This window comes from Pantoea sp. UYEF8 (genome assembly GCF_040546285.1).
Lineage (GTDB): Bacteria > Pseudomonadota > Gammaproteobacteria > Enterobacterales > Enterobacteriaceae > Pantoea > Pantoea brenneri.
The window spans coordinates 1-18,696 of sequence record NZ_JBEPNM010000016.1; the positions used below are offsets into that span (position 1 = coordinate 1).

The window sequence follows — 18,696 nt, forward strand, 5'->3', positions numbered from 1 at the left end:
CTGACCCCATGCCGAACTCAGAAGTGAAACGCCGTAGCGCCGATGGTAGTGTGGGGTCTCCCCATGCGAGAGTAGGGAACTGCCAGGCATCAAACGAGTGAAGAAGCCCCGCACGAAAGTGCGGGGATTTTTTACGTCTGCAGAACGCTGATTTTCATTCCCGTCTGCCATTCTTACTTCCCCTTATTCAGGCACAATCGGGACATCCTGCTCTGAACAACCCGCTGATTTTGCAGCAATTAGCGATGTGGCTCACATTTATAATCTCAGAATTCACCGCCTTTACCTCCGGTGGACTTAAATGCTTTACTCACTTCTTTAAATGCTGTTGATCAGCAAGGAACAGAGGCAAGGCATGACACCCATAAATAATAAAGATCAGACAGACGATACGAAAAAGCGCATCTGGGCTATCGTTGGCGCGTCATCGGGTAACCTGGTCGAGTGGTTCGATTTCTACGTCTACTCATTCTTTTCTCTCTATTTTGCCCACATCTTCTTCCCACAAGGCGATACCACCACGCAGCTATTACAGACGGCCGGCGTCTTTGCTGCCGGATTCCTGATGCGTCCTATCGGCGGCTGGCTGTTCGGTTACATCGGTGATAAGCACGGACGTAAAAGCTCCATGCTGATCTCAGTGTGCATGATGTGTTTTGGATCGCTGGTGATCGCCTGTTTACCCGGCTATGACGCCATTGGCATCGCGGCACCGATCATTCTGCTGCTGGCGCGGATGTTTCAGGGATTATCCGTTGGCGGTGAATATGGCACCAGCGCAACCTACATGAGCGAAGTGGCGCTGGAAGGACGCAAAGGTTTTTACGCCTCATTCCAGTACGTCACCTTAATCGGCGGTCAGCTGGCCGCGGTGCTGACGGTAGTGGTGCTGCAGTTTGTGCTGAGCGATGCAGAGCTGCGCAGCTGGGGCTGGCGCATTCCATTCTTCCTCGGCGCATTGCTGGCCGTAGTGGCGCTGTGGTTACGTCGCTCACTGGAAGAAACCTCAGACAAAAGCAGCCGTCAGCACCGTGATGCGGGCAGCGTGATAGGCCTGTTACGCAATCATACCCGTCCGTTCCTGATGGTGCTGGGCTTCACCGCCGGCGGATCGCTGAGCTTCTATACCTTTACCACCTATATGCAAAAGTATCTGGTCAACACCTCGGGAATGGATCCTAAGACCGCCAGCGGCCTGATGACCGGTGCGCTGCTGGTCTTCATGTTGCTGCAGCCGGCTATTGGTGCGCTGTCTGACAAAATTGGCCGTCGCACTTCAATGATGATTTTTGGTGCCGGTGCCGCTATCTGTACCGTGCCCATTCTGACCTTGCTGCAAAATGTCCAGAGCCCAGGCGTTGCGTTCCTGTTAATTATGCTGGCGCTGCTGATCACCAGTTTCTACACCGCCATCAGCGGTATTTTGAAGGCAGAAATGTTTCCTCCTCAGGTGCGGGCATTAGGTGTAGGACTCTCTTATGCGGTGGCGAATGCCATCTTTGGCGGATCGGCGGAGTATGTGGCGTTACTGATGAAGCAGCAGGGGATTGAGACCACCTTCTTCTGGTATGTCTCAGCCATGGGCGCGGTAGCCTTTTTGGTGTCGCTATTGCTGCACAAGCGGGGAAAAGGGATTGGGCTGTAACCGCTACTGGCTGAACCGGCTTACTGGTTAAGGTTCCATAAGGCGATGCCGCTGGCGGTACCGGCGGCATCCCAGGCAAAATCTTTCCAGCTCCAGCCGCTCCCTGACGGGCGGCTGTCATACCACTCTTTTCCCGCCCCGAGACTGAGCGAAAATATGATCCCCAGCGTATGACTCTGACGGGTAGAGAGATGCTGACGCTGACCGTATTCTGTTCCTGCTGCGGCCAGGGCAGCAGAGGCAACGAAGTGCTGTGCTTTATCCCGCCCGGTCCACCGATCCTCTGCCATATGAGCACATCCACTACACAACAGCACTGCAAACAGCAAAATTCGCATAGCGGATGCCTCGTCGGCGGCGACGATTAAAGAATACGGCTGATTAACCGGTCGATTCGAATCCGGCGCAGACGACGTATCAATTTACGGACTTTAGCCGGGTAATCGGCAATGCTCTCCAGCTCGCGGAAATGCTTCACCACTGTGGTGTGCTGGCGAATCAGCATCAGCTCTTTTTCGCGTTGATCGGCCAGCTGTTGCAGCGGATCGTGGATCAACACCGCATTTTCCAGATCGAGCCGCCAGGCGCGCGGATTGAGATTATTGCCGGTAATCAGCTGCCATTCGTCATCCACCCACATACCTTTCAGGTGATAGCTGTTATCACCATCTTTCCATAACCGCACCACCAGCTGATCGTTGGTGACGTAATACTGTAGCCGGCTCAGGAAGCGACGCAGGTTAATCTCATACAGATAGGGCAGCGCGCCAATAATTTTAAACGGCTGATCCGGCGCGATATAGAAGTCGTTGGCGGTCTTGTCGCCGACGATGATCTCGACCTGCTTACCCTGCCGCAGCAGATGAATAATGTTACGCACCAGTAAGGCCGGCAGGTTGAAGTAAGGCGTACAGATAGTCAGTTTCTGTTCGGCGCAGGGCATCAGGTGGAAGATAGTCTTATTGAGCAGGCTATGCTTGCCCAGGCCGACCAGCGGCGTCACCGCCAGCTCTTCATTACTGGCATTGCCCTCAAACTGATAATTGAAGCCGCGCAAATCCTGACGAAACTGACGCGTTTCATTTTTGATTTCCGGACTGGAAGGGCGCTCGGCAAAATCGAGCCGGTTGACGGCCTCAGCCTGCTTCAGGTTGAGGTTAATCCACGCGTACATGGTGTCAGCCAGCTGCGGGTTGCGGATAATCTGGTAGCGGTCATAACGATATTTATCATGCTGATGAAGATAAACATCATTGATGCTGGCGCCGCTGTAGATCAGTTCGTCATCAATGATGAAACCTTTCAGGTGCAGCACGCCCAGCGCTTCCCGGGTATTGACCGGAATGCCATACACCGGGATGGCAATATCAGCGTGTTGGGTTGCCAGATCACAATACCAGTCGGCATTGGTCAGGCCGCGTGCCGCGCCAATTCGCCCACGCTGCGCCCGGTGCCAGTCGACCAGGATAGAGATATCCAGCGCTGGCCGCGCCTGTTTTGCCGCATACAGGGCGTTCATCACCGCCCGACCTGCATCGTCGTTTTCCAGGTAAAGTGCAGCGATGCAAATACGGGACTGCGCTGCCGCGATTTTCTCCAGCAGCGTCTGACGAAATTCAGCAGGCGAGTAAAGCGTCGACACATCCGCAACGGATTGTGACAGTTTCGGCAACTGTGCGAGGTGTTGTTGGTGTTTATTACGTTTAAATTTAGACAACATCACAGTGCACTTCTTCTCTGTTCATTGCATGGCCTTTTGCCATCAAATCAGGGTCATAACGACAAATAATAACATCAACTGTCGCGATCCGGGCGTTTTTTACCTTTCTCTACAAGGTTAGCTTAGCGCATCCTGCAGCGACAGTTTGAGGCTGACAATACCGTCATCCAGTTGAATATCAACATGAAAGTTAAGTTTGCGCGCCAGGGTAATCATGCCGCGATTATGCGGCATAGTGATACCGTTCAATTGTTGCAAGCCGTGATGCCGGGTGTAGCGGATCATCTTTTCCAGCAAGCGTCGGCCCATGCCGAGGCCTTTGAGATCGGAGCGCACCAGCACGGAAAACTCGGCGTCAATATTGTCAGCATCAGAGATGGCACGCGTCACGCCAATGATTTCCGACCGTCCCTGCTGCTGACGTACCGCCACGATCGCCATCTCACGGTCGTAATCGATTTGCGTCATATTGGCGAGATCCTCATGCGTAAACTCGCTGATTTCACTGAAGTAACGGTAATAGAGATCTTCTTTGGTTACCTGGCTGATAAAGTCACGTAGCAGCGGTTCATCTTCGGGCAGGATAGGGCGGAACAGGCAGGTTTGCCCATCCTTGAGCTGAACCTGCTCCTCCAGATGTTGCGGGTAGGGACGTATCGCCAGGCGCGCTTCGTTATCGCCATGAAACGGTGCCAGCGTCAGGGTGACATCCAGCAGCGTAAAGTCGTTGCCCGCCGCCAGCAGCGGATGAATATCCAGCCGCTGAATCTCCGGGCAATCAACCACCAGGTTGGAAACCTGCACCAGCAGCTGGCTGAGGCCGGCAATATCCAGCGGATTCAGGGCGCTGCGGCTGCGTATTTTGCCGCTCTTGATTGCCTGAATCACCAGATAGCGCGCCAGAGTCATATTCAGCGGCGGCAGCGCAACGGCGGCTTGTTTATCGGCCTGCCACTCGACGCCGCCTTCGCCCAGCATAATGATCGGGCCAAACAGCGCATCCTGTTCCACCACCACCCGCAGTTCCTGAGCGCCAGCCCGGTTCGCCATGCTTTGCACCAGCAGGCCTTCAATCCGCGCCTGCGGTAGCGTCTGCCTGACCCGATCAAAAATGGCTTCGGCCGCATGTGCTACCTCACTGGCATTGCGCAGGTAAAGCATCACACCCTGCACATCCGATTTATGGGCGATATCCGGCGAGCGCAGCTTCAGCGCCACCGGATAGCCAATCTGATCGGCGATGGCTACCGCTGCGGCACTGTCGCTGGCGATCCAGGTTGGCAGCGTTGCCAGCCCGTAGGCCTGCAGTACCGGCTGGACCTCGTGGGTATCCAGCGCCGTAATGCCGCGGTCGAGCGCCTGCGATAACAGCTGGTGGGCATGGGCACTGTCCTGGGTCAGGCTGGCCGGCAGGGCAGGCGTTTCACGCAGTTGCTTCTGATTGCGTCGATATTCGACCTGATGCATAAATGCCGTCACCGTGCCTTCGGGCGTGCGCCAGGTCGGGATCCCAGCCTGGGTAAATGCACGACGCGCGGCCTGGGAGGAAAATTCGCCGCTCCAGTTAGTCAGCAGGGTGATTTGCTTACCGCGCGGATGAGCAGCAATGGCGGCAATCAGACGCTCGGCGGTTTCAGTGGCAGGTGCCACCGCGCTCGGCGCATGAATAATCATCAGTGCATCAAGCTCATGACTGTCGAGCAGGCACTCCACGCAGGCCACGTAACGGTCCGGCGTGGCGTCATCCTTCAAATCCAGTGGGTTGCCGTGACCAGCACCGGCTGGCAGCAGGGTTTCCAGCTGTTGACGCATCTCATCGCTGAGCTGGGCCAGTTTACCGTTACGCGCATACAGTTCATCCAGCGCCAGCGCAGCGGGTGCAGCGCCGTTACTAATGATCATCAATCGCTCACCACGCAGCGGCCGCATGTGGCTCAACGACTCGACGGCGGAGAACAGTTCATGCGTATCCTGCACCCGCAGCAGGCCAGCACGCTGAATGGCGGCGTCCCAGGCCGCATCCAGCCCGCTGTGGCTACCGAGCAGCGCCTGCGCCTGACGGCTGCGGCCGCTCTTGATCACCAGGATCGGTTTATTGCGTGACGCGCTACGCGAGGCGGAAACAAAGCGCCGGGCATCGCTGAGATGTTCAAGATAGAGCAGGATCGCGCTGGTTTTACCGTCACGCGCCAGAAAGTCGAGCAGGTCATCGACATCAGTGTCGAGACTGTCTCCCAGCGCGATAAACCAGGAAAAGCCCAGGTTACGCTGTTGCGCCCAGTCAAGAATGGTATTGGAGACGGCGGCGGATTGTGAAATGAAGGCAATACGGCCTTTGGCAATCGGTACCGGCGAGAAGCTGGCGTTTAATCCCTGCCACGGTGCCAGCAGCCCAAGGCTGTTCGGCCCCAGCAGACGGATCTGCCACTGGCTGGCGCAGGCCTGCAGTTCTTCCCGCTGGCTGGCGGGAGCGGAGAGAATAATGCAGGCTTTGCAGCCTTTTTCACCCAGTTGTTGCAGCAGTGTCAGATTACGTTTTGAATGGGTGCAGATAATGGCCAGGTCCGGCGCGAACGGCAAACTGTCGATATCAGGCCAGGCCAGCACGCCGCTGACGGCTTTGTATTTCGGCGTCACCGGCAATACCGGGCCGCTAAAACCACCGGCCAGCAGATTGCGCATCATAAAGTAACCGGCACGTCCCGGCGTTACCGAGGCGCCGATTACCGCAATTGATTTGGGTCTTAACAGCGCTTCCAGTCCGCGTTGGCTCATCTCGCCCTCCAGAGATCGGGATTTGCGTGATTGTAAACGCTTTTCCCCATCAGTGCTTCCGGGCAGATCGCAGGCTGAGCATCAGGATCACTATGAGGGATCGATTAACCGATCGGCCCGCTGACTGACTGCATCGCTTACGTGGAGGGTGCGTGATGCGGCTTGCCCGCCAGATAGGCGGCGCGGAACTGTTCAAAATGGCGCGATAAAGCCTGAGCTGCCTGACTATCGCCCGCCTGCTCCAGCAGTGCTGCCGCCACTTCAGCGGTACAGTGCTGGCCAACGCCGTGCGCCTCGCGCAGCGTATAGCGCGACGGGGCGGTGACCGTCAGCGACATCACCGGTAAGGCGTCGAGCCACGGACTTTTGCGGAACATTTTGCGCGCTTCGGTCCAGGTGCCGTCCAGCATGATAAACAGCGGCGGTTTACCGCTCAAAGGCGGCGCGGTCAGCACTTCGCGATCGGCGTCGGCATAGGCGGCCGGGAACACCACCAGCGGCTGGTAATCAGGATTGCGTACCGCGTCGAGCAGCTGCGGATCCGGCTCGGTGCGCGACCAGCCAAACGCCTGGGTATCGGGCAGGATATCGGCAATCAGGCGGCCGGTATTACTCGGCTTCATCGGCTCGGTATCAAACATTACCAGGCAAAAGCGGCTGCGCGCCGTTTGCGGCACGATATCACTGCACAGACAGTTCTTCTCAGGCAGCAGACAGCCCTGGCAGCGTAACACGCGATTGCCGCGCGCAAGGAAAGGGCGGGTGGCACGGGCAAGGCGTTGGGTGCGCAAGCGCAAAACAGCATTATCAGACATGAGTATTCAGGGCAGGAAAAACCACAGTGTAATCGAAGCGCCGCCGAAAAGGAAAAGGCCAGCAGAGCTGGCCTTAGCGGATTACAGTGACTCGTCCAGCCACTCGTTGAACGGCGCTTTGGGCATCGCGCCATTCAGCATGTCAACCATCTCACCGTTCTTAAACAGCATAATGGTCGGGATGCTGCGAATGCGAAAACGGCTGCTGAGTGCCGGTTCGGCCTCGGTATTCACTTTAATAAAGCGCACCTTACCGCTGCGTTCGCTGGCAACCTCTTTAAATACCGGCGCAAAGTTGACGCAGGGACCACACCACGGCGCCCAGAAGTCGACGACCACCGGCAAATCATCCTGCAGAAACTTGTCTAAGGTGGTCGCGGTCGCGCTCACCACTTCGCCATCAAATAATCCATTTCCACAGCGACCACATTTTGCGCCTTCGGCAAGCCGTTCTTCCGGAACGCGATTGGTTGCCTGGCAGGAAGCGCATACCGTATTCATAGAAACCTCTGATATTGGAATGTGTCAGTCTGGTAATATTGTCCATTATGAAAGGGGGCGAATGCCCTCTCAATCTGGATCGCTCTATAGGTTCAATAGTTGATAGCTAAGCGCCAGCACATCAGGTAATCTGCGCGCTCTCAATGCAGGAGGAACATATGAACGACGAATTTAAAGGCAAAAGCGGCAAGGTCAAAGTGATGTACGTGCGTGGCGAAGATGATAAGAGCGCGGGTGCGCCAAATCCTCGTACCGGCAAAGGTGGCCGTCCCGCTGCCCGTCAGGATGATAATCGTCGTTCTTCTGGCCCCCGCACTGAACGTAATGAAGAGAGCGGACGCTCTGCTGGCCGTCGTAGTGATAACGGTGCCCGCAGCGGTTCTGCCCGTCGCGATGAGGGCGGCCGTGGTGCGCCACGCCGTAGCGGTGAAGGTGCAGGCCGCCGCAACGAGCGCGCAGAGGATAATCGCGGCGCTTTCAGCAACAGCGACTCGCCGTGGCGTACCGTTTCTCGTGCCCCGTCAGAGCGTCCTGCTGCGACCGAAAGTGATAAGCCCGAACACGGTGGCATCAGCGGTAAGAGCTTTGTCGATCCCGAGCAGATCCGTCGTCAGCGTATGGAAGAGACGCGCGTCTATGGCGAGAACGCCTGTCAGGCACTGTTCCAGAGCCGTCCGGAAGCGATTGTGCGCGCCTGGTTTATTCAGGAAGTGACACCGCGTTTCCGCGAAGCGCTGCGCTGGCTGGCGGCGAACCGCAAAGCTTACCACGTGGTCGAAGATGCGGAGATCACCAAAGCCTCCGGCACTGAGCATCATGGCGGCGTCTGCTTCCTGATCAAAAAGCGCATGGGTATGGCCGTGTCAGAATGGCTGAGCCAGGCGAGCGCCAAAGATTGCGTGCTGGCGCTGGAAGATGTCAGCAACCCGCACAACCTCGGCGCGATCATGCGTAGCTGCGCGCATTTCGGCGTGAAAGGTCTGCTGGTCAACGATGCCTCACTGCTGGAGTCAGGTGCAGCGGTGCGTACTGCTGAAGGCGGTGCGGAACACGTGCAGGCCATCAGCGGCGCGACCTTCAGTGAAGGTCTGGAAGCGTTCCGTAAAGCCGGTTACACCATCGTGACGACCTCCAGCCATCAGGGTACGCCGCTGGCGAAAGCGGAACTGCCGGCCAAAATGGTGCTGGTGCTGGGCCAGGAACGTGAAGGTCTGTCTGACAGCGCCTTCCAGCAGGGTGACATCAGCGTGTCGATTGGCGGTACCGGCAATGTTGAAAGCCTCAACGTTTCGGTAGCGACCGGCGTGCTGCTCGCCGAATGGTGGCGTCAGAACGCATAAAAAAAAACGGGCCGAAAGGCCCGTTTTGCTGTCTGAGATTAGTGCGCGCCACCGCCACCACCGCCAGCACCAAACGGCGGACGGGCAAACCAAATCAGTATCAGCAGGATCAGGAACACCCCCGCCGACGCCCAGAAAATCTCATTTGCCGAGATAATCAGTCCCTGATTGGTTATCTGCTGGGCGATATATGCTGACGCCTGCTGCTGCGTCATTCCCATACTTTCCAGCTGGCTGTACATCTGTTGTGAATTAACGTTGTACGGCGTAATCGACTCGGCCAGATAACTATGATGCATCGACTCGCGATCGGTCCACATGGTCGTGGTGATCGAGGTACCAATCGAGCCGGCCAGCGTACGGACAAAGTTAGACAGGCTGGACGCCGCCGCCAGTCGCTCCGGTGCTAAGCCTGACAGCGTAATGGTGGTCAGTGGCATAAAGAAGCAGGCCACCGCAAAGCCCTGAATAAACTGCGGCCAGGCCGATGCACCAAAATCCATCCCCGGTTCAAAGGTGTAAGCGCGCCAGTAGAAGCAGACGGCATACATAATGAAGCTGAAGGTGACCAGCCGCCGCATATCGAGTTTATGGGCGAAACGACCAATAATTGGCGACAGGATCACCGGCAAAATCCCCACCGGTGCCGAGGCCAGTCCGGCCCAGGTCGCGGTGTAGCCGTAGACCTCCTGCAGCAGCTGCGGCAACAGCACGATCGAGCCGAAGTAGAGCATGTAAGCCAGACTGATCGATAAGCAGCCGATGGTGAAGTTTCGCGACTTAAACAGCGACAGATCGACAATCGGGTGGTCGTCGGTCAGCTCCCACACCAGCAGCACCGCCAGTGCAATCACTGCCACCACCGCCAGAACGATGATCTCGGTGGAACTGAACCAGTCCAGCTCCTTACCGCGGTCCAGCATCACCTGCAGGCAGCCAATCCCGACCACCAGCAACACCAGTCCGACCATATCGATCGGACGGATTTCAGTTTTGGTTTCCCGGCCACGCAGGGTTTGCAGCGTCAGCATCACCACCACCGCGCCAATCGGCACGTTGATGAAGAAGATCCAGCCCCAGTGATAGTTATCACTGATCCAGCCGCCGAGTATCGGGCCGCAGATCGGGGCCACAATCACCGTCATCGCCCATAGCGACAGAGCGATACTGCGTTTGGCCGGAGGATAGTTGCTCAGCAGCAGACTTTGCGACAGCGGGATCAGCGGACCGGCAACGATCCCCTGCAGCACGCGGAAGAAAATCAGCATCTCAAGGCTGTCTGACATGCCGCACGCCCACGAGGCGATGGCAAACAGAATGGTAGCCCAGGTGAACAACTTCACTTCACCGATGCGTTTTGCCAGCCAGCCGGTAATCGGAATCGAAATGGCGTTGGCGACGCCAAACGAGGTGATTACCCAGGTGCCCTGCGAGTTCGAGGCACCGAGGTTACCGGCGATAGTGGGGATGGCCACGTTGGCGATGGTCGAGTCCAGGACCTGCATGAACGTCGCCAGCGACAGCGCAATGGTCATTAAGACCAGCGGCATCCCTTCAAGCGGTTTTTGTGCCATTACAGCCTCCGCGTCATCATCCGGCGTTGGCGCGGACGATATCGGTGATCAGCTGATTGACCGGCGCAAGGTCAATCGCCAGCGCATTGCTGCTGTAAGCCGCCTGCTGACGCACGCTGGTCGCCAGGGTGCTGCCCTCTGTGCTGGTGGTATCGATTTTCACCAGCGTCGACAGACCAATACGCAGCGGATGCTTCTCGATATCCTGCGGGTTAAGCTCGATACGAACCGGCAGACGCTGAACCACTTTGATCCAGTTACCGGTGGCGTTCTGGGCTGGCAGCAGCGAGAACGCGCTGCCGGTGCCCATATCTAACCCGACCACTTTGCCATGATAAACCACGTCGTCGCCGTAGATATCAGCCACCACCGTGGCCGGTTGGCCGATGCGCACGCCCGCCAGCTGGGTCTCTTTAAAGTTGGCGTCGATCCACAGATTGGTCGCCGGCACCACCGCCAGCAGCGGTGTGCTGGTGGAGATTTGCGAACCTACCTGCACGCTACGACGTGAGACAAAACCGTCCATCGGGCTGCGGATCTCAGTACGCTGCAGCGCCAGCCAGGCGTCACGCAGTTCAGCGGCGCTCTGTTTAACCGCTGGCTGGTTCTCCAGCGAGGTATTGAGGATCATCGCCTGATTGGCGTTGTATTGCTGTACCGCCACGTCCAGCTCAGCTTTGGCAGAAGCCACGGCATCACGGGCGTGCTGTAACTCTTCACGGCCAATCAGATTCGAGGCACCCAGCGGCTCACGGCGCTTCAGATCCGCTTCTGCCTGAGCCAGCGCCGTCTGACGTAAGGTGATAGTGGCCTGATACTGCTTCGCGTTAATCATCAGCTGATGCGTCTGACGTACGCTGGTGGCCAGTGCGGTCTGTGCTTTTTCAAACGCCTGTTCCGCATCGGTTTTATCCAGCGAAACCAGCACATCGCCTTTTTTAACGAAGTCGGTATCTTCAAACCAGACTTTGTTCACGCTACCGGAAACCTGTGCCATCACCTGAACCTGGTTACCTGCAACGTAAGCGTCATCGGTCTCCTGAAAATGGCGCAGCACCAGGAACCAGTAGACGCCCCAGGCAATCCCAATCAGCACGAAGATCAGCGCCAGCACGATGAGCACACCTTTGCGCTTCTTCTTTTTGTTAGCTGACGGTTGCGGGCTTTGTGCTTCTGCCGTTGCACTCATGTCTTTCTCCACGTTTTCCATTTAGTCGGGATGCAGCAATCCATTCCCGCAAGTGCCCGAGTCGAAAAAGCCAGCGACTGAGCGCTGGCCGGATAAAAAAGGAAATTAAAATAACGGTTTCGACAGGTGATTGTGTCGCACTTCTTGCTATTAGCGGGACAGCGAGGCGATCAACTGATCTTCGTCCATTTTATCGAGGCGGTTAAGTAACTTACGGGTGATACCTTCCAGCTGGGACTTCTCATCGACCGACAGTGACGACCAGAGATATTGCAGGCTCTGGTGCTGAGGCGGCAGCAGCTGACGTAAGAACTCATTGCCTTTTTCGGTCAGGTGCAGGTGCAGACAGCGGCGGTCATGATCGCTTTCACGACGCTCGATCCAGCCGCGTTTTTCCAGCTCATCAGCAATGCGTGTCGCGTTGGTACGTGATGACCCCAGGGCGGAGCTCAGCTCTGACGGCTGAATACTCTGGTTCTCCTGTGCATCCAGCGTAATCAATGCCATGAACAGGGTTTCGTTGATTCCCTGTGCCTTCAGCATCTTGTTGCGGTTGTCCAGCAGTTTACCCTGCATGTGCATACAGAGACGCGTCAGGATAATTTCCTGTAACGGAAAATCCTTATGGCGATTGGCACGGATGTTTAGCATCTGCTCAATGGGAGTAAACGAACTTTCCATTAAAAAAAACCTCACTAATTGCAACTTGTATAATAACTATGGTGACAGATTAAGCGTAGTCACATTTTCGGCAGGTGAGTAGGGCTACGGTCACGCTGCCACCATCTGGCGATTCCAGGCCAATCCGTGGCCCTGGGTTAAAAAACCCGTACGCCCGGCGACAGCGAATGCGCCGGGACGTGATCAAGAAAAGGTGTCGAATTTAATAATTTCGCGAGGAAAAATAACTGAAGTGAATAGGTTTATCACTAACCATAACAAACCTAACCATATGTGACCAGACTCAATCAGCTGTCCGGCCTGCGCTTCAGCTCATTTTCGCTTGCTCATACTGCTGTCCGTTAAACCAAATCAACAAGTTAATCAGCGTCAGGACAGCGCCTGCGCTACATACGCCGTACCAGCCGGACAGATGGTAGGCGGTGGCGGAAAGCAGCGAACCCGCTGCGCCGCCAATAAAATAGCTGGTCATGTAACCGGCATTAAGGCGGTTACGCGCGTCCGGCATCTGGGCATAAATCACACTTTGATTGGTGATATGTACCGCCTGCACCGCCAGATCCAGCAGCAGAATGCCGACGATCAGGGCCGCAAGAGAGTGGGCACCGAGGGCAATCGCGATCCACGACAGCAGCATAATCAGCAAACCGACGCGGGTAGTGAGCTTCGCTTTACCTTTATCTGCCAGCGAACCCGCCTGACGTGCTGCCAGCGCGCCGGCGGCACCCACCAGTCCCAGCAGACCAATTTCGCCCTCTGAAAAGTGATAAGGCGCGGCTGAAAGCAAAAAGGCCATCGAGGTCCAGAGCAGGCTGAAGTTGGCAAACGAGAGGCAGCCGGTCCAGGCGCGGGTACGGATCACCCGATTGCCGGCGTAGAGCCTGAAAATCGACGCCAGCAGCTGACGGTAACTCATCGTTACCGACACGCTGACGCGCGGCAGGAAGCGCCACAACGCCAGCGCCATCACGGCCATTAACAGGCTGGCGGTCCAGTAGACCGTACGCCAGCCGCCAAGTTGCGCCAGCCCGCCAGAGACGGTGCGCGCCAGCAAAATACCCAGCAGCAGCCCGCTCATTACCGTGCCGACAATTTTGCCGCGCCGCTCCGGCTCAGCCAGCGTTGCTGCCAGCGGCACCAGTATTTGCGCCGCCACCGAGAACAGACCGGTCATCAGCGTACCGAGCAGCAAAAACAGGAAAGAGCGGGAGAGGGCGATAATGACCATACCCGCCGCAGCCAGCAGGATCATGGTCACGATCAGGCTGCGTCGTTCGAATCGGTCACCGAGCGGCACCAGCAGCAGTAATCCACAGGCATAGCCCAGTTGCGCGGTGGTAACGATAAAACCGGCGAGGCTGACTGAGAGATCGAACTGGTGAGCAATGGTACTGAGCAAGGGCTGAACGTAGTAATTGCTGGCAACGGACAGCCCGGTGGCTACCGACATCAACAATACTAAAGCAGGCGTCAGACCCTGACGGGATGCATTCATAAACAACAACGGCAGCTAATAATCATAAGAGGTTAATAATAACTCAAAAAACTATTTCACACGCATCTTTATTAACAGGCCATACCAGTGTGTTTAACAGATACAAAAAAGGGCGGAAAAGATCCGCCCGGCAGGAAACGACAGAACTTACTGCGCAGCAGCCTGGGCGTCACTGACCCATTTATCAAATTCGGCCTGGTGAGCTTTAATCCAGCCGTCGACGTGACCATTGATCGCCTCTTCTGACGACTGGCCGGCATGCATCGCGGCGTTTTCAGCATTGATATCTGCCAGCGGCAGTTTCATTTCAGCGAACAGTCTGGCCGCCGCCGGGTTTTTCTCAGCCCAGGCTTTGTTGGCCACAATGTGCATGGTATTCACCGGGAAGCCGTAGTTCGCGCCGTTAGGCAGTTTGGTATCGACATTTTTCTGCTCGCCCGGCATTGAGGAGAACGGCACCTGCAGCCAGGTGACATCGCGGCCCGGCTTCATCACATCGCTGACCCAGTAAGGCGTCCAGGTGTAATAGAGGATAGGTTTAGCCTGCTTAAAGCGGGTAATGGTGTCAGCAATCATGGCGGAATAGTTGCCCTGATTGTGTTCAACGGTTTTGCTCAGGCCAAACGCCTCGATCTGATGATTAATCACCGCTTCACAGCCCCAGCCTGGGGTACAACCGGTCAGGTCCGCTTTGCCGTCACCGTTGGTATCAAACAGCGCGGCGATTTTAGGATCCTTTAACTGCTCAATATTGGTGATGTGATACTGATCGGCGGTTTTTTTGTCGATCAGGTAGCCCTGGGCGGCACCGGTGACGAATGTGCCCTGACGGTAGAACTTCGCATCACCGCCGGCGGCTTTATACATATCATCGTGCAGCGGCTGCCAGTTAGTGGCAATAAAGGTCGCATCGCCAGCCGCTATCGTGGTGTAGCCAACGTTGTAATCCACTTCACTCGGTTTTTCGACCTGATAACCGAGCTTTTCCAGCGCCCGGCTGACAATCAGGGTCTGAAAAGTCTCTTCAGAAATGGTGCTCTGAATCGGTTTCACCGTAATCCCTTTGCCGGGCAGATCGGCTGCAGAAACCTGTGAAACGGCAAAGGTGGCTAACACGGCGGCCAGCAGAGGAGCTGTCTTGCGCATAGTAATTCCTTATTTTTTCGATTGTAGCGGAGCGGGCGACACGCGGGTGCCGCCCGAAAACTCATTTCTTACGAAACGGGGAGAGGATCAGACCAATCGGGCCGCTGTGGTACCAGTGACGGTTGCCACGGCTGCGGTTATCGCGACCAAAGGATTGGGTCAGACGGTCGAGAATGATGGCGAGGATCACGATGCCGACGCCGCCGACCGTTGCCAGTCCCATATCGAGACGGCCAATGCCGCGCAGTACCATCTGGCCGAGTCCGCCGACGGCAATCATCGAGGCAATGACCACCATCGACAGCGCCAGCATCAGCGTCTGGTTAACGCCAGCCATAATGGTCGGCATCGCCAGCGGCAACTGCACTTTAAACAGCAGCTGGCGCGGACTGGCACCGAACGATTCGCTCGCTTCGATCAGGTCAGCGGGCACCTGCTTAATCCCAAGAATGGTCAGACGAACAATCGGCGGCAGGGCGAAGATAATCGTCACCACTACGCCAGGCACGTTGCCGATACCAAACAGCATCACGATCGGCACCAGATAGACGAAGGCGGGCGTGGTCTGCATCGCATCCAGCAGCGGCCGGATAATACGCGCGGCGCGCTGACTGCGGGCCAGCCAGATCCCCAGCGGCAGACCGATCAGAATACAGAACAGCAGCGCGGTAAGGACCAGCGCCAGCGTCACCATCGCCTGCGACCAGGCACCAATCGCGCCAATCAGCACCAGCGAAATCAGCGTGGCAATTCCCATCGCCGGGCTGGCGATCTGCCAGGCGATCAGCGCGAAGACCAGAATGGCAACCGGCGCGGGCATGCCCAGCAGCAGTTGCTGAAAGGCACTGAGAATGTAATCGACCGGCACCCGAATACCCTGGAACAGCGGACGGAAATGATTTACCACCCAGTCGATACCGTCAGTGACCCAGTGATCGAGCGGAATCCAGGTTTTGTGAAACGGGTCCAGAATATTGAAGTGTTCAGGCTGGGCCGCCGGTGCGCTGTGCAGCCAGTCACTGCTGGCAGCATCCGGTGTTGCGCTGCCATCCGGCGTGCCCCAGGCATCGGTGCCGCTGCTGCTGGCTGGCGCGGCCTGGCTGCTGGTGGTGGTGGCGCTGCCGCTTTCCCACGGATTGCTGGTGTCCTGACTCATGGCTGGGCTCCTTCACGATCTAATGCGCGCAACAGCGTGCTTTTGGAAATGATACCGACGTACTGATTATCCTCACCCACCACCGGCACCGCGCAGGGGGCCTGGGCAACGTGAGAGAGCAAATCGTTCAGTGAGGTATCGGCGGGGACCGCAGCCGGTGCGTCGAGCAGCGCGCTGTCTATCCCTTCGCCGGCTGCCAGCGCGGCTTTCAGCGAATCGGTGGAGACGACGCCGATGAATTTCTGCTTTTCCAGCACGTAGCCGTAATCGCGATCTTCATCCTGCAGCAGTTTGATGGCGGAGCGTGGACCGAAACCGGCAGCCTTACGGATTAGCGCGCCGGCGCTGCGACGGGCAATATCTTTGGCGCTGAAGACGTGACTGATATCCACTCCGCGGAAGAAGGTGCGCACATAGTCATTGGCCGGATTATTCAGGATTTCATCCGGAGTACCGACCTGGACCACTTCGCCGCCCTGCATAATGGCAATTCGATCGCCAATACGCATCGCTTCATCCAGATCGTGGGAAATAAAGACGATGGTACGCTGATGCCGGGCCTGTAAATTGACCAGCTCATCCTGCATCTCGGTACGAATCAACGGATCCAGCGCAGAGAAGGCTTCATCCATTAATAATATATCGGGATTAATCGCCAGCGCGCGGGCTAATCCGACGCGCTGACGCATGCCGCCGGAAAGTTCATCCGGGTAGGCGTGGGCATAATTCTCCAGCCCGACCTGACGTAACGCGTCTAATGCTTTTTCCTGCCGTTCCGCCAGCGGTACGTCGGCTAATTCCATGCCGAATGCACTATTATTTAGTACATTCATGTGCGGCATCAAAGCAAATGACTGGAATACCATACTGATTTTATTTCTGCGCACCTCGCGCAGTTCGCTGTCGGATATTTTTGCAATATCGACACCGTCAATGATCACCTGGCCGCGTGTCGGCTCTATCAGACGATTGAGAAGGCGAACCATGGTCGATTTTCCTGAACCGGATAACCCCATGATGACGAATATCTCGCCTTCTTCAATGGCCAGACTGGCGTTCTTAACCCCGAGAGAGAGACCGGTCTTCTCAAGGATCACATCTTTGGTTGCCCCCTTTTCAATATATTTAAATGCGCGGTCCGGATTATCGCCAAATATCTTATAGAGATTTTTTACTTCGAGTTTAATTGCCATGCAGTAATTAAATCCTGGTTGTAATATTTAATATTAATCTGTCTGTCCCACTGAAATTTGAGCAGGCCATACCGTAGCACACTGAGATCATCTGACAACCCTGCAGGCCGATATTGGCGCGCTGTCAGGCCGGTCAATGCCGATTATCGCCAGTGCTCACAAGGGATCAGCGCAGATTAATTTTTTATGAATTGAAAACGAAATTATTGGCATTCTGGCCGGATTGCCGCGCTAAAGGCGGGAAAATGACATTCGCAAACGGCAAATATTGCCAGAATAAAGACGACCGATAGCGGAAAATAATCGTCTCAGTCATCGACATTTTTTAGCAGAATAATCGCCGCTGGAAGAGAGATATTATGACAATACCGGTGCTGACGAAAAAGGCCAATTCCGGTGAGGCGGCAGGGGCTGAATTCGTGGGGGTGAAGCCGCGGCGGGCGGGCTGGGCAGGGAGATGAAACCGGCAGTACCGGGCGCAGCGTGGCAGCGCCCGGCAGGGATCAGAAGTTCCAGTCTTCGTCTTCGGTTTCGACCGCTTTTCCCATCACATAGGAGGAGCCGGAACCGGAGAAGAAATCGTGGTTTTCGTCAGCGTTCGGCGAGAGCGCCGACAGAATGGCCGGATTCACCGCCGTCAGCTCGGCCGGGAACAGCGCCTCATAACCCAGATTCATCAGGGCTTTGTTGGCGTTGTAGTGTAAGAAGGTTTTCACCTCTTCAACCCAGCCGACATCGGCGTACAGCGCTTCGGTGTAGGCGACTTCGTTCTCATACAGCGCCAGCAGCAGATCGTAAGCGAACTGTTGCAGCTCTTCGCGGCGCAGATCATCCGCCGTTTCCAGCGCTTTCTGGAACTTATAACCGATGTAATAACCGTGTACCGCCTCATCACGAATAATCAGACGGATCAGATCGGCAGTGTTGGTCAGCTTACCGTGGCTTGACCAGTACATCGGCAGCCAGAAGCCGGAGTAGAACAGGAACGACTCCAGGAACACGCTGGCGATCTTCTTCTTCAGCGGGTCGTCGGCCCGGTAATGCTCAAGAATGATGCGCGCTTTATTTTGCAGCGGCGCATTCTCTTCGCTCCACTGATAGGCCGCATCGACATCCTGCGTGTTACACAGCGTCGAGAAGATCGAACTGTAGGAGCGGGCATGGACCGCCTCCATAAAGCTGATGTTCGACAGCACCGCCTCTTCGTGTGGCGTCAGCGCATCATCCATCAGGCCCGGCGCACCAATCACATTCTGAATGGTATCGAGCAACGTCAGGCCGGTGAAAACCCGGATAGTCAGTTGCTGTTGCTGAGCATCCAGCGTCTGCCAGGCGGGCAGATCGTTGGAGAGCGGCACCTTTTCCGGTAGCCAGAAGTTGCTGGTCAGGCGGTTCCAGACCTCAAGATCTTTGTCATCCTGAATCCGGTTCCAGTTAATCGCTTGAATTTGTTTTAGTTGCATAGT

The 18,696-nt window shown here is 56.2% G+C and carries 15 protein-coding genes and 1 rRNA gene; 3 read left to right on the forward strand and 13 right to left on the reverse strand.

What is annotated here, in order from left to right; all coding sequences use genetic code 11:
- Nucleotides 1-88: ribosomal RNA gene (rrf, locus tag ABIB18_RS21320) — 5S ribosomal RNA — on the forward strand; the annotation flags it as partial.
- Nucleotides 89-355: 267 nt separating this feature from the next.
- Entirely contained in the window at nt 356-1,645 is a 1,290-nt protein-coding gene (locus ABIB18_RS21325; RefSeq protein WP_031376445.1) for an MFS family transporter, read from the forward strand.
- Nucleotides 1,646-1,665: 20 nt separating this feature from the next.
- Here the strand turns inward: ABIB18_RS21325 and ABIB18_RS21330 are convergent, their stop codons facing one another.
- The 5 genes from ABIB18_RS21330 to trxC form a co-directional block, all read right to left on the reverse strand.
- Complete coding sequence (locus tag ABIB18_RS21330) at nt 1,666-1,983, reverse strand: YfiM family lipoprotein (RefSeq protein WP_354475615.1); 318 nt, start codon at nt 1,981-1,983, stop codon at nt 1,666-1,668.
- Between the two features lie 26 nt (nt 1,984-2,009).
- Nucleotides 2,010-3,365: a CDP-diacylglycerol--serine O-phosphatidyltransferase gene (gene pssA / locus ABIB18_RS21335; RefSeq protein WP_354475617.1), complete on the reverse strand. Its 1,356-nt coding sequence runs from the start codon at nt 3,363-3,365 to the stop codon at nt 2,010-2,012.
- 117 nt (nt 3,366-3,482) lie between these two features.
- Nucleotides 3,483-6,140 (reverse strand): bifunctional acetate--CoA ligase family protein/GNAT family N-acetyltransferase, encoded by a 2,658-nt coding sequence (locus ABIB18_RS21340; RefSeq protein ID WP_031376448.1) that lies wholly within the window; start codon nt 6,138-6,140, stop codon nt 3,483-3,485.
- 137 nt (nt 6,141-6,277) lie between these two features.
- Nucleotides 6,278-6,955: a tRNA-uridine aminocarboxypropyltransferase gene (locus ABIB18_RS21345; RefSeq protein ID WP_354475619.1), complete on the reverse strand. Its 678-nt coding sequence runs from the start codon at nt 6,953-6,955 to the stop codon at nt 6,278-6,280.
- Nucleotides 6,956-7,036: 81 nt separating this feature from the next.
- A complete protein-coding gene (trxC, locus tag ABIB18_RS21350; protein WP_031376449.1) occupies nt 7,037-7,456 on the reverse strand; it encodes a thioredoxin TrxC in 420 nt (139 codons plus the stop codon).
- A gap of 158 nt (nt 7,457-7,614) precedes the next feature.
- Between trxC and ABIB18_RS21355 the strand changes: the two genes are divergently transcribed.
- The gene (locus ABIB18_RS21355) at nt 7,615-8,796 is read left to right on the forward strand and encodes a tRNA/rRNA methyltransferase (protein WP_354475621.1); all 1,182 of its coding nucleotides are present in this window, start codon (nt 7,615-7,617) and stop codon (nt 8,794-8,796) included.
- A 38-nt stretch (nt 8,797-8,834) separates the two neighbouring features.
- Here the strand turns inward: ABIB18_RS21355 and emrB are convergent, their stop codons facing one another.
- The 8 genes from emrB to nrdF form a co-directional block, all read right to left on the reverse strand.
- Nucleotides 8,835-10,370: a multidrug efflux MFS transporter permease subunit EmrB gene (gene emrB / locus ABIB18_RS21360; protein ID WP_031376451.1), complete on the reverse strand. Its 1,536-nt coding sequence runs from the start codon at nt 10,368-10,370 to the stop codon at nt 8,835-8,837.
- A 16-nt stretch (nt 10,371-10,386) separates the two neighbouring features.
- On the reverse strand, nt 10,387-11,559 hold the full coding sequence (emrA, locus tag ABIB18_RS21365) for a multidrug efflux MFS transporter periplasmic adaptor subunit EmrA (RefSeq protein ID WP_031376452.1): 1,173 nt from the start codon (nt 11,557-11,559) through the stop codon (nt 10,387-10,389).
- Between the two features lie 150 nt (nt 11,560-11,709).
- Nucleotides 11,710-12,240, reverse strand: coding sequence for a transcriptional repressor MprA (mprA, locus tag ABIB18_RS21370; protein ID WP_031376453.1), 531 nt, complete (start codon nt 12,238-12,240; stop codon nt 11,710-11,712).
- Between the two features lie 307 nt (nt 12,241-12,547).
- A complete protein-coding gene (locus ABIB18_RS21375) occupies nt 12,548-13,735 on the reverse strand; it encodes an MFS transporter (RefSeq protein ID WP_089562476.1) in 1,188 nt (395 codons plus the stop codon).
- Between the two features lie 147 nt (nt 13,736-13,882).
- A complete protein-coding gene (gene proX, locus ABIB18_RS21380; protein WP_031376455.1) occupies nt 13,883-14,881 on the reverse strand; it encodes a glycine betaine/L-proline ABC transporter substrate-binding protein ProX in 999 nt (332 codons plus the stop codon).
- Nucleotides 14,882-14,942: 61 nt separating this feature from the next.
- Nucleotides 14,943-16,037, reverse strand: coding sequence for a glycine betaine/L-proline ABC transporter permease ProW (proW, locus tag ABIB18_RS21385; RefSeq protein WP_031376456.1), 1,095 nt, complete (start codon nt 16,035-16,037; stop codon nt 14,943-14,945).
- Nucleotides 16,034-17,230: a glycine betaine/L-proline ABC transporter ATP-binding protein ProV gene (proV, locus tag ABIB18_RS21390; protein WP_354475625.1), complete on the reverse strand. Its 1,197-nt coding sequence runs from the start codon at nt 17,228-17,230 to the stop codon at nt 16,034-16,036. Before proV ends, proW begins: the two co-directional genes overlap by 4 nt.
- 503 nt (nt 17,231-17,733) lie before the next feature.
- The gene (gene nrdF / locus ABIB18_RS21395; protein ID WP_354475627.1) at nt 17,734-18,693 is read right to left on the reverse strand and encodes a class 1b ribonucleoside-diphosphate reductase subunit beta; all 960 of its coding nucleotides are present in this window, start codon (nt 18,691-18,693) and stop codon (nt 17,734-17,736) included.
- Between the last annotated feature and the right edge of the window lie 3 nt (nt 18,694-18,696).

Bases quoted from the DNA above. Each gene is read 5' to 3' on its own strand.
- ABIB18_RS21325 (WP_031376445.1), top strand. From the start codon at position 356: ATGACACCCATAAATAATAAAGATCAGACAGACGATACGAAAAAGCGC.
- ABIB18_RS21330 (WP_354475615.1), bottom strand. From the start codon at position 1,983: ATGCGAATTTTGCTGTTTGCAGTGCTGTTGTGTAGTGGATGTGCTCAT.
- pssA (WP_354475617.1), bottom strand. From the start codon at position 3,365: ATGTTGTCTAAATTTAAACGTAATAAACACCAACAACACCTCGCACAG.
- ABIB18_RS21340 (WP_031376448.1), bottom strand. From the start codon at position 6,140: ATGAGCCAACGCGGACTGGAAGCGCTGTTAAGACCCAAATCAATTGCG.
- ABIB18_RS21345 (WP_354475619.1), bottom strand. From the start codon at position 6,955: ATGTCTGATAATGCTGTTTTGCGCTTGCGCACCCAACGCCTTGCCCGT.
- trxC (WP_031376449.1), bottom strand. From the start codon at position 7,456: ATGAATACGGTATGCGCTTCCTGCCAGGCAACCAATCGCGTTCCGGAA.
- ABIB18_RS21355 (WP_354475621.1), top strand. From the start codon at position 7,615: ATGAACGACGAATTTAAAGGCAAAAGCGGCAAGGTCAAAGTGATGTAC.
- emrB (WP_031376451.1), bottom strand. From the start codon at position 10,370: ATGGCACAAAAACCGCTTGAAGGGATGCCGCTGGTCTTAATGACCATT.
- emrA (WP_031376452.1), bottom strand. From the start codon at position 11,559: ATGAGTGCAACGGCAGAAGCACAAAGCCCGCAACCGTCAGCTAACAAA.
- mprA (WP_031376453.1), bottom strand. From the start codon at position 12,240: ATGGAAAGTTCGTTTACTCCCATTGAGCAGATGCTAAACATCCGTGCC.
- ABIB18_RS21375 (WP_089562476.1), bottom strand. From the start codon at position 13,735: ATGAATGCATCCCGTCAGGGTCTGACGCCTGCTTTAGTATTGTTGATG.
- proX (WP_031376455.1), bottom strand. From the start codon at position 14,881: ATGCGCAAGACAGCTCCTCTGCTGGCCGCCGTGTTAGCCACCTTTGCC.
- proW (WP_031376456.1), bottom strand. From the start codon at position 16,037: ATGAGTCAGGACACCAGCAATCCGTGGGAAAGCGGCAGCGCCACCACC.
- proV (WP_354475625.1), bottom strand. From the start codon at position 17,230: ATGGCAATTAAACTCGAAGTAAAAAATCTCTATAAGATATTTGGCGAT.
- nrdF (WP_354475627.1), bottom strand. From the start codon at position 18,693: ATGCAACTAAAACAAATTCAAGCGATTAACTGGAACCGGATTCAGGAT.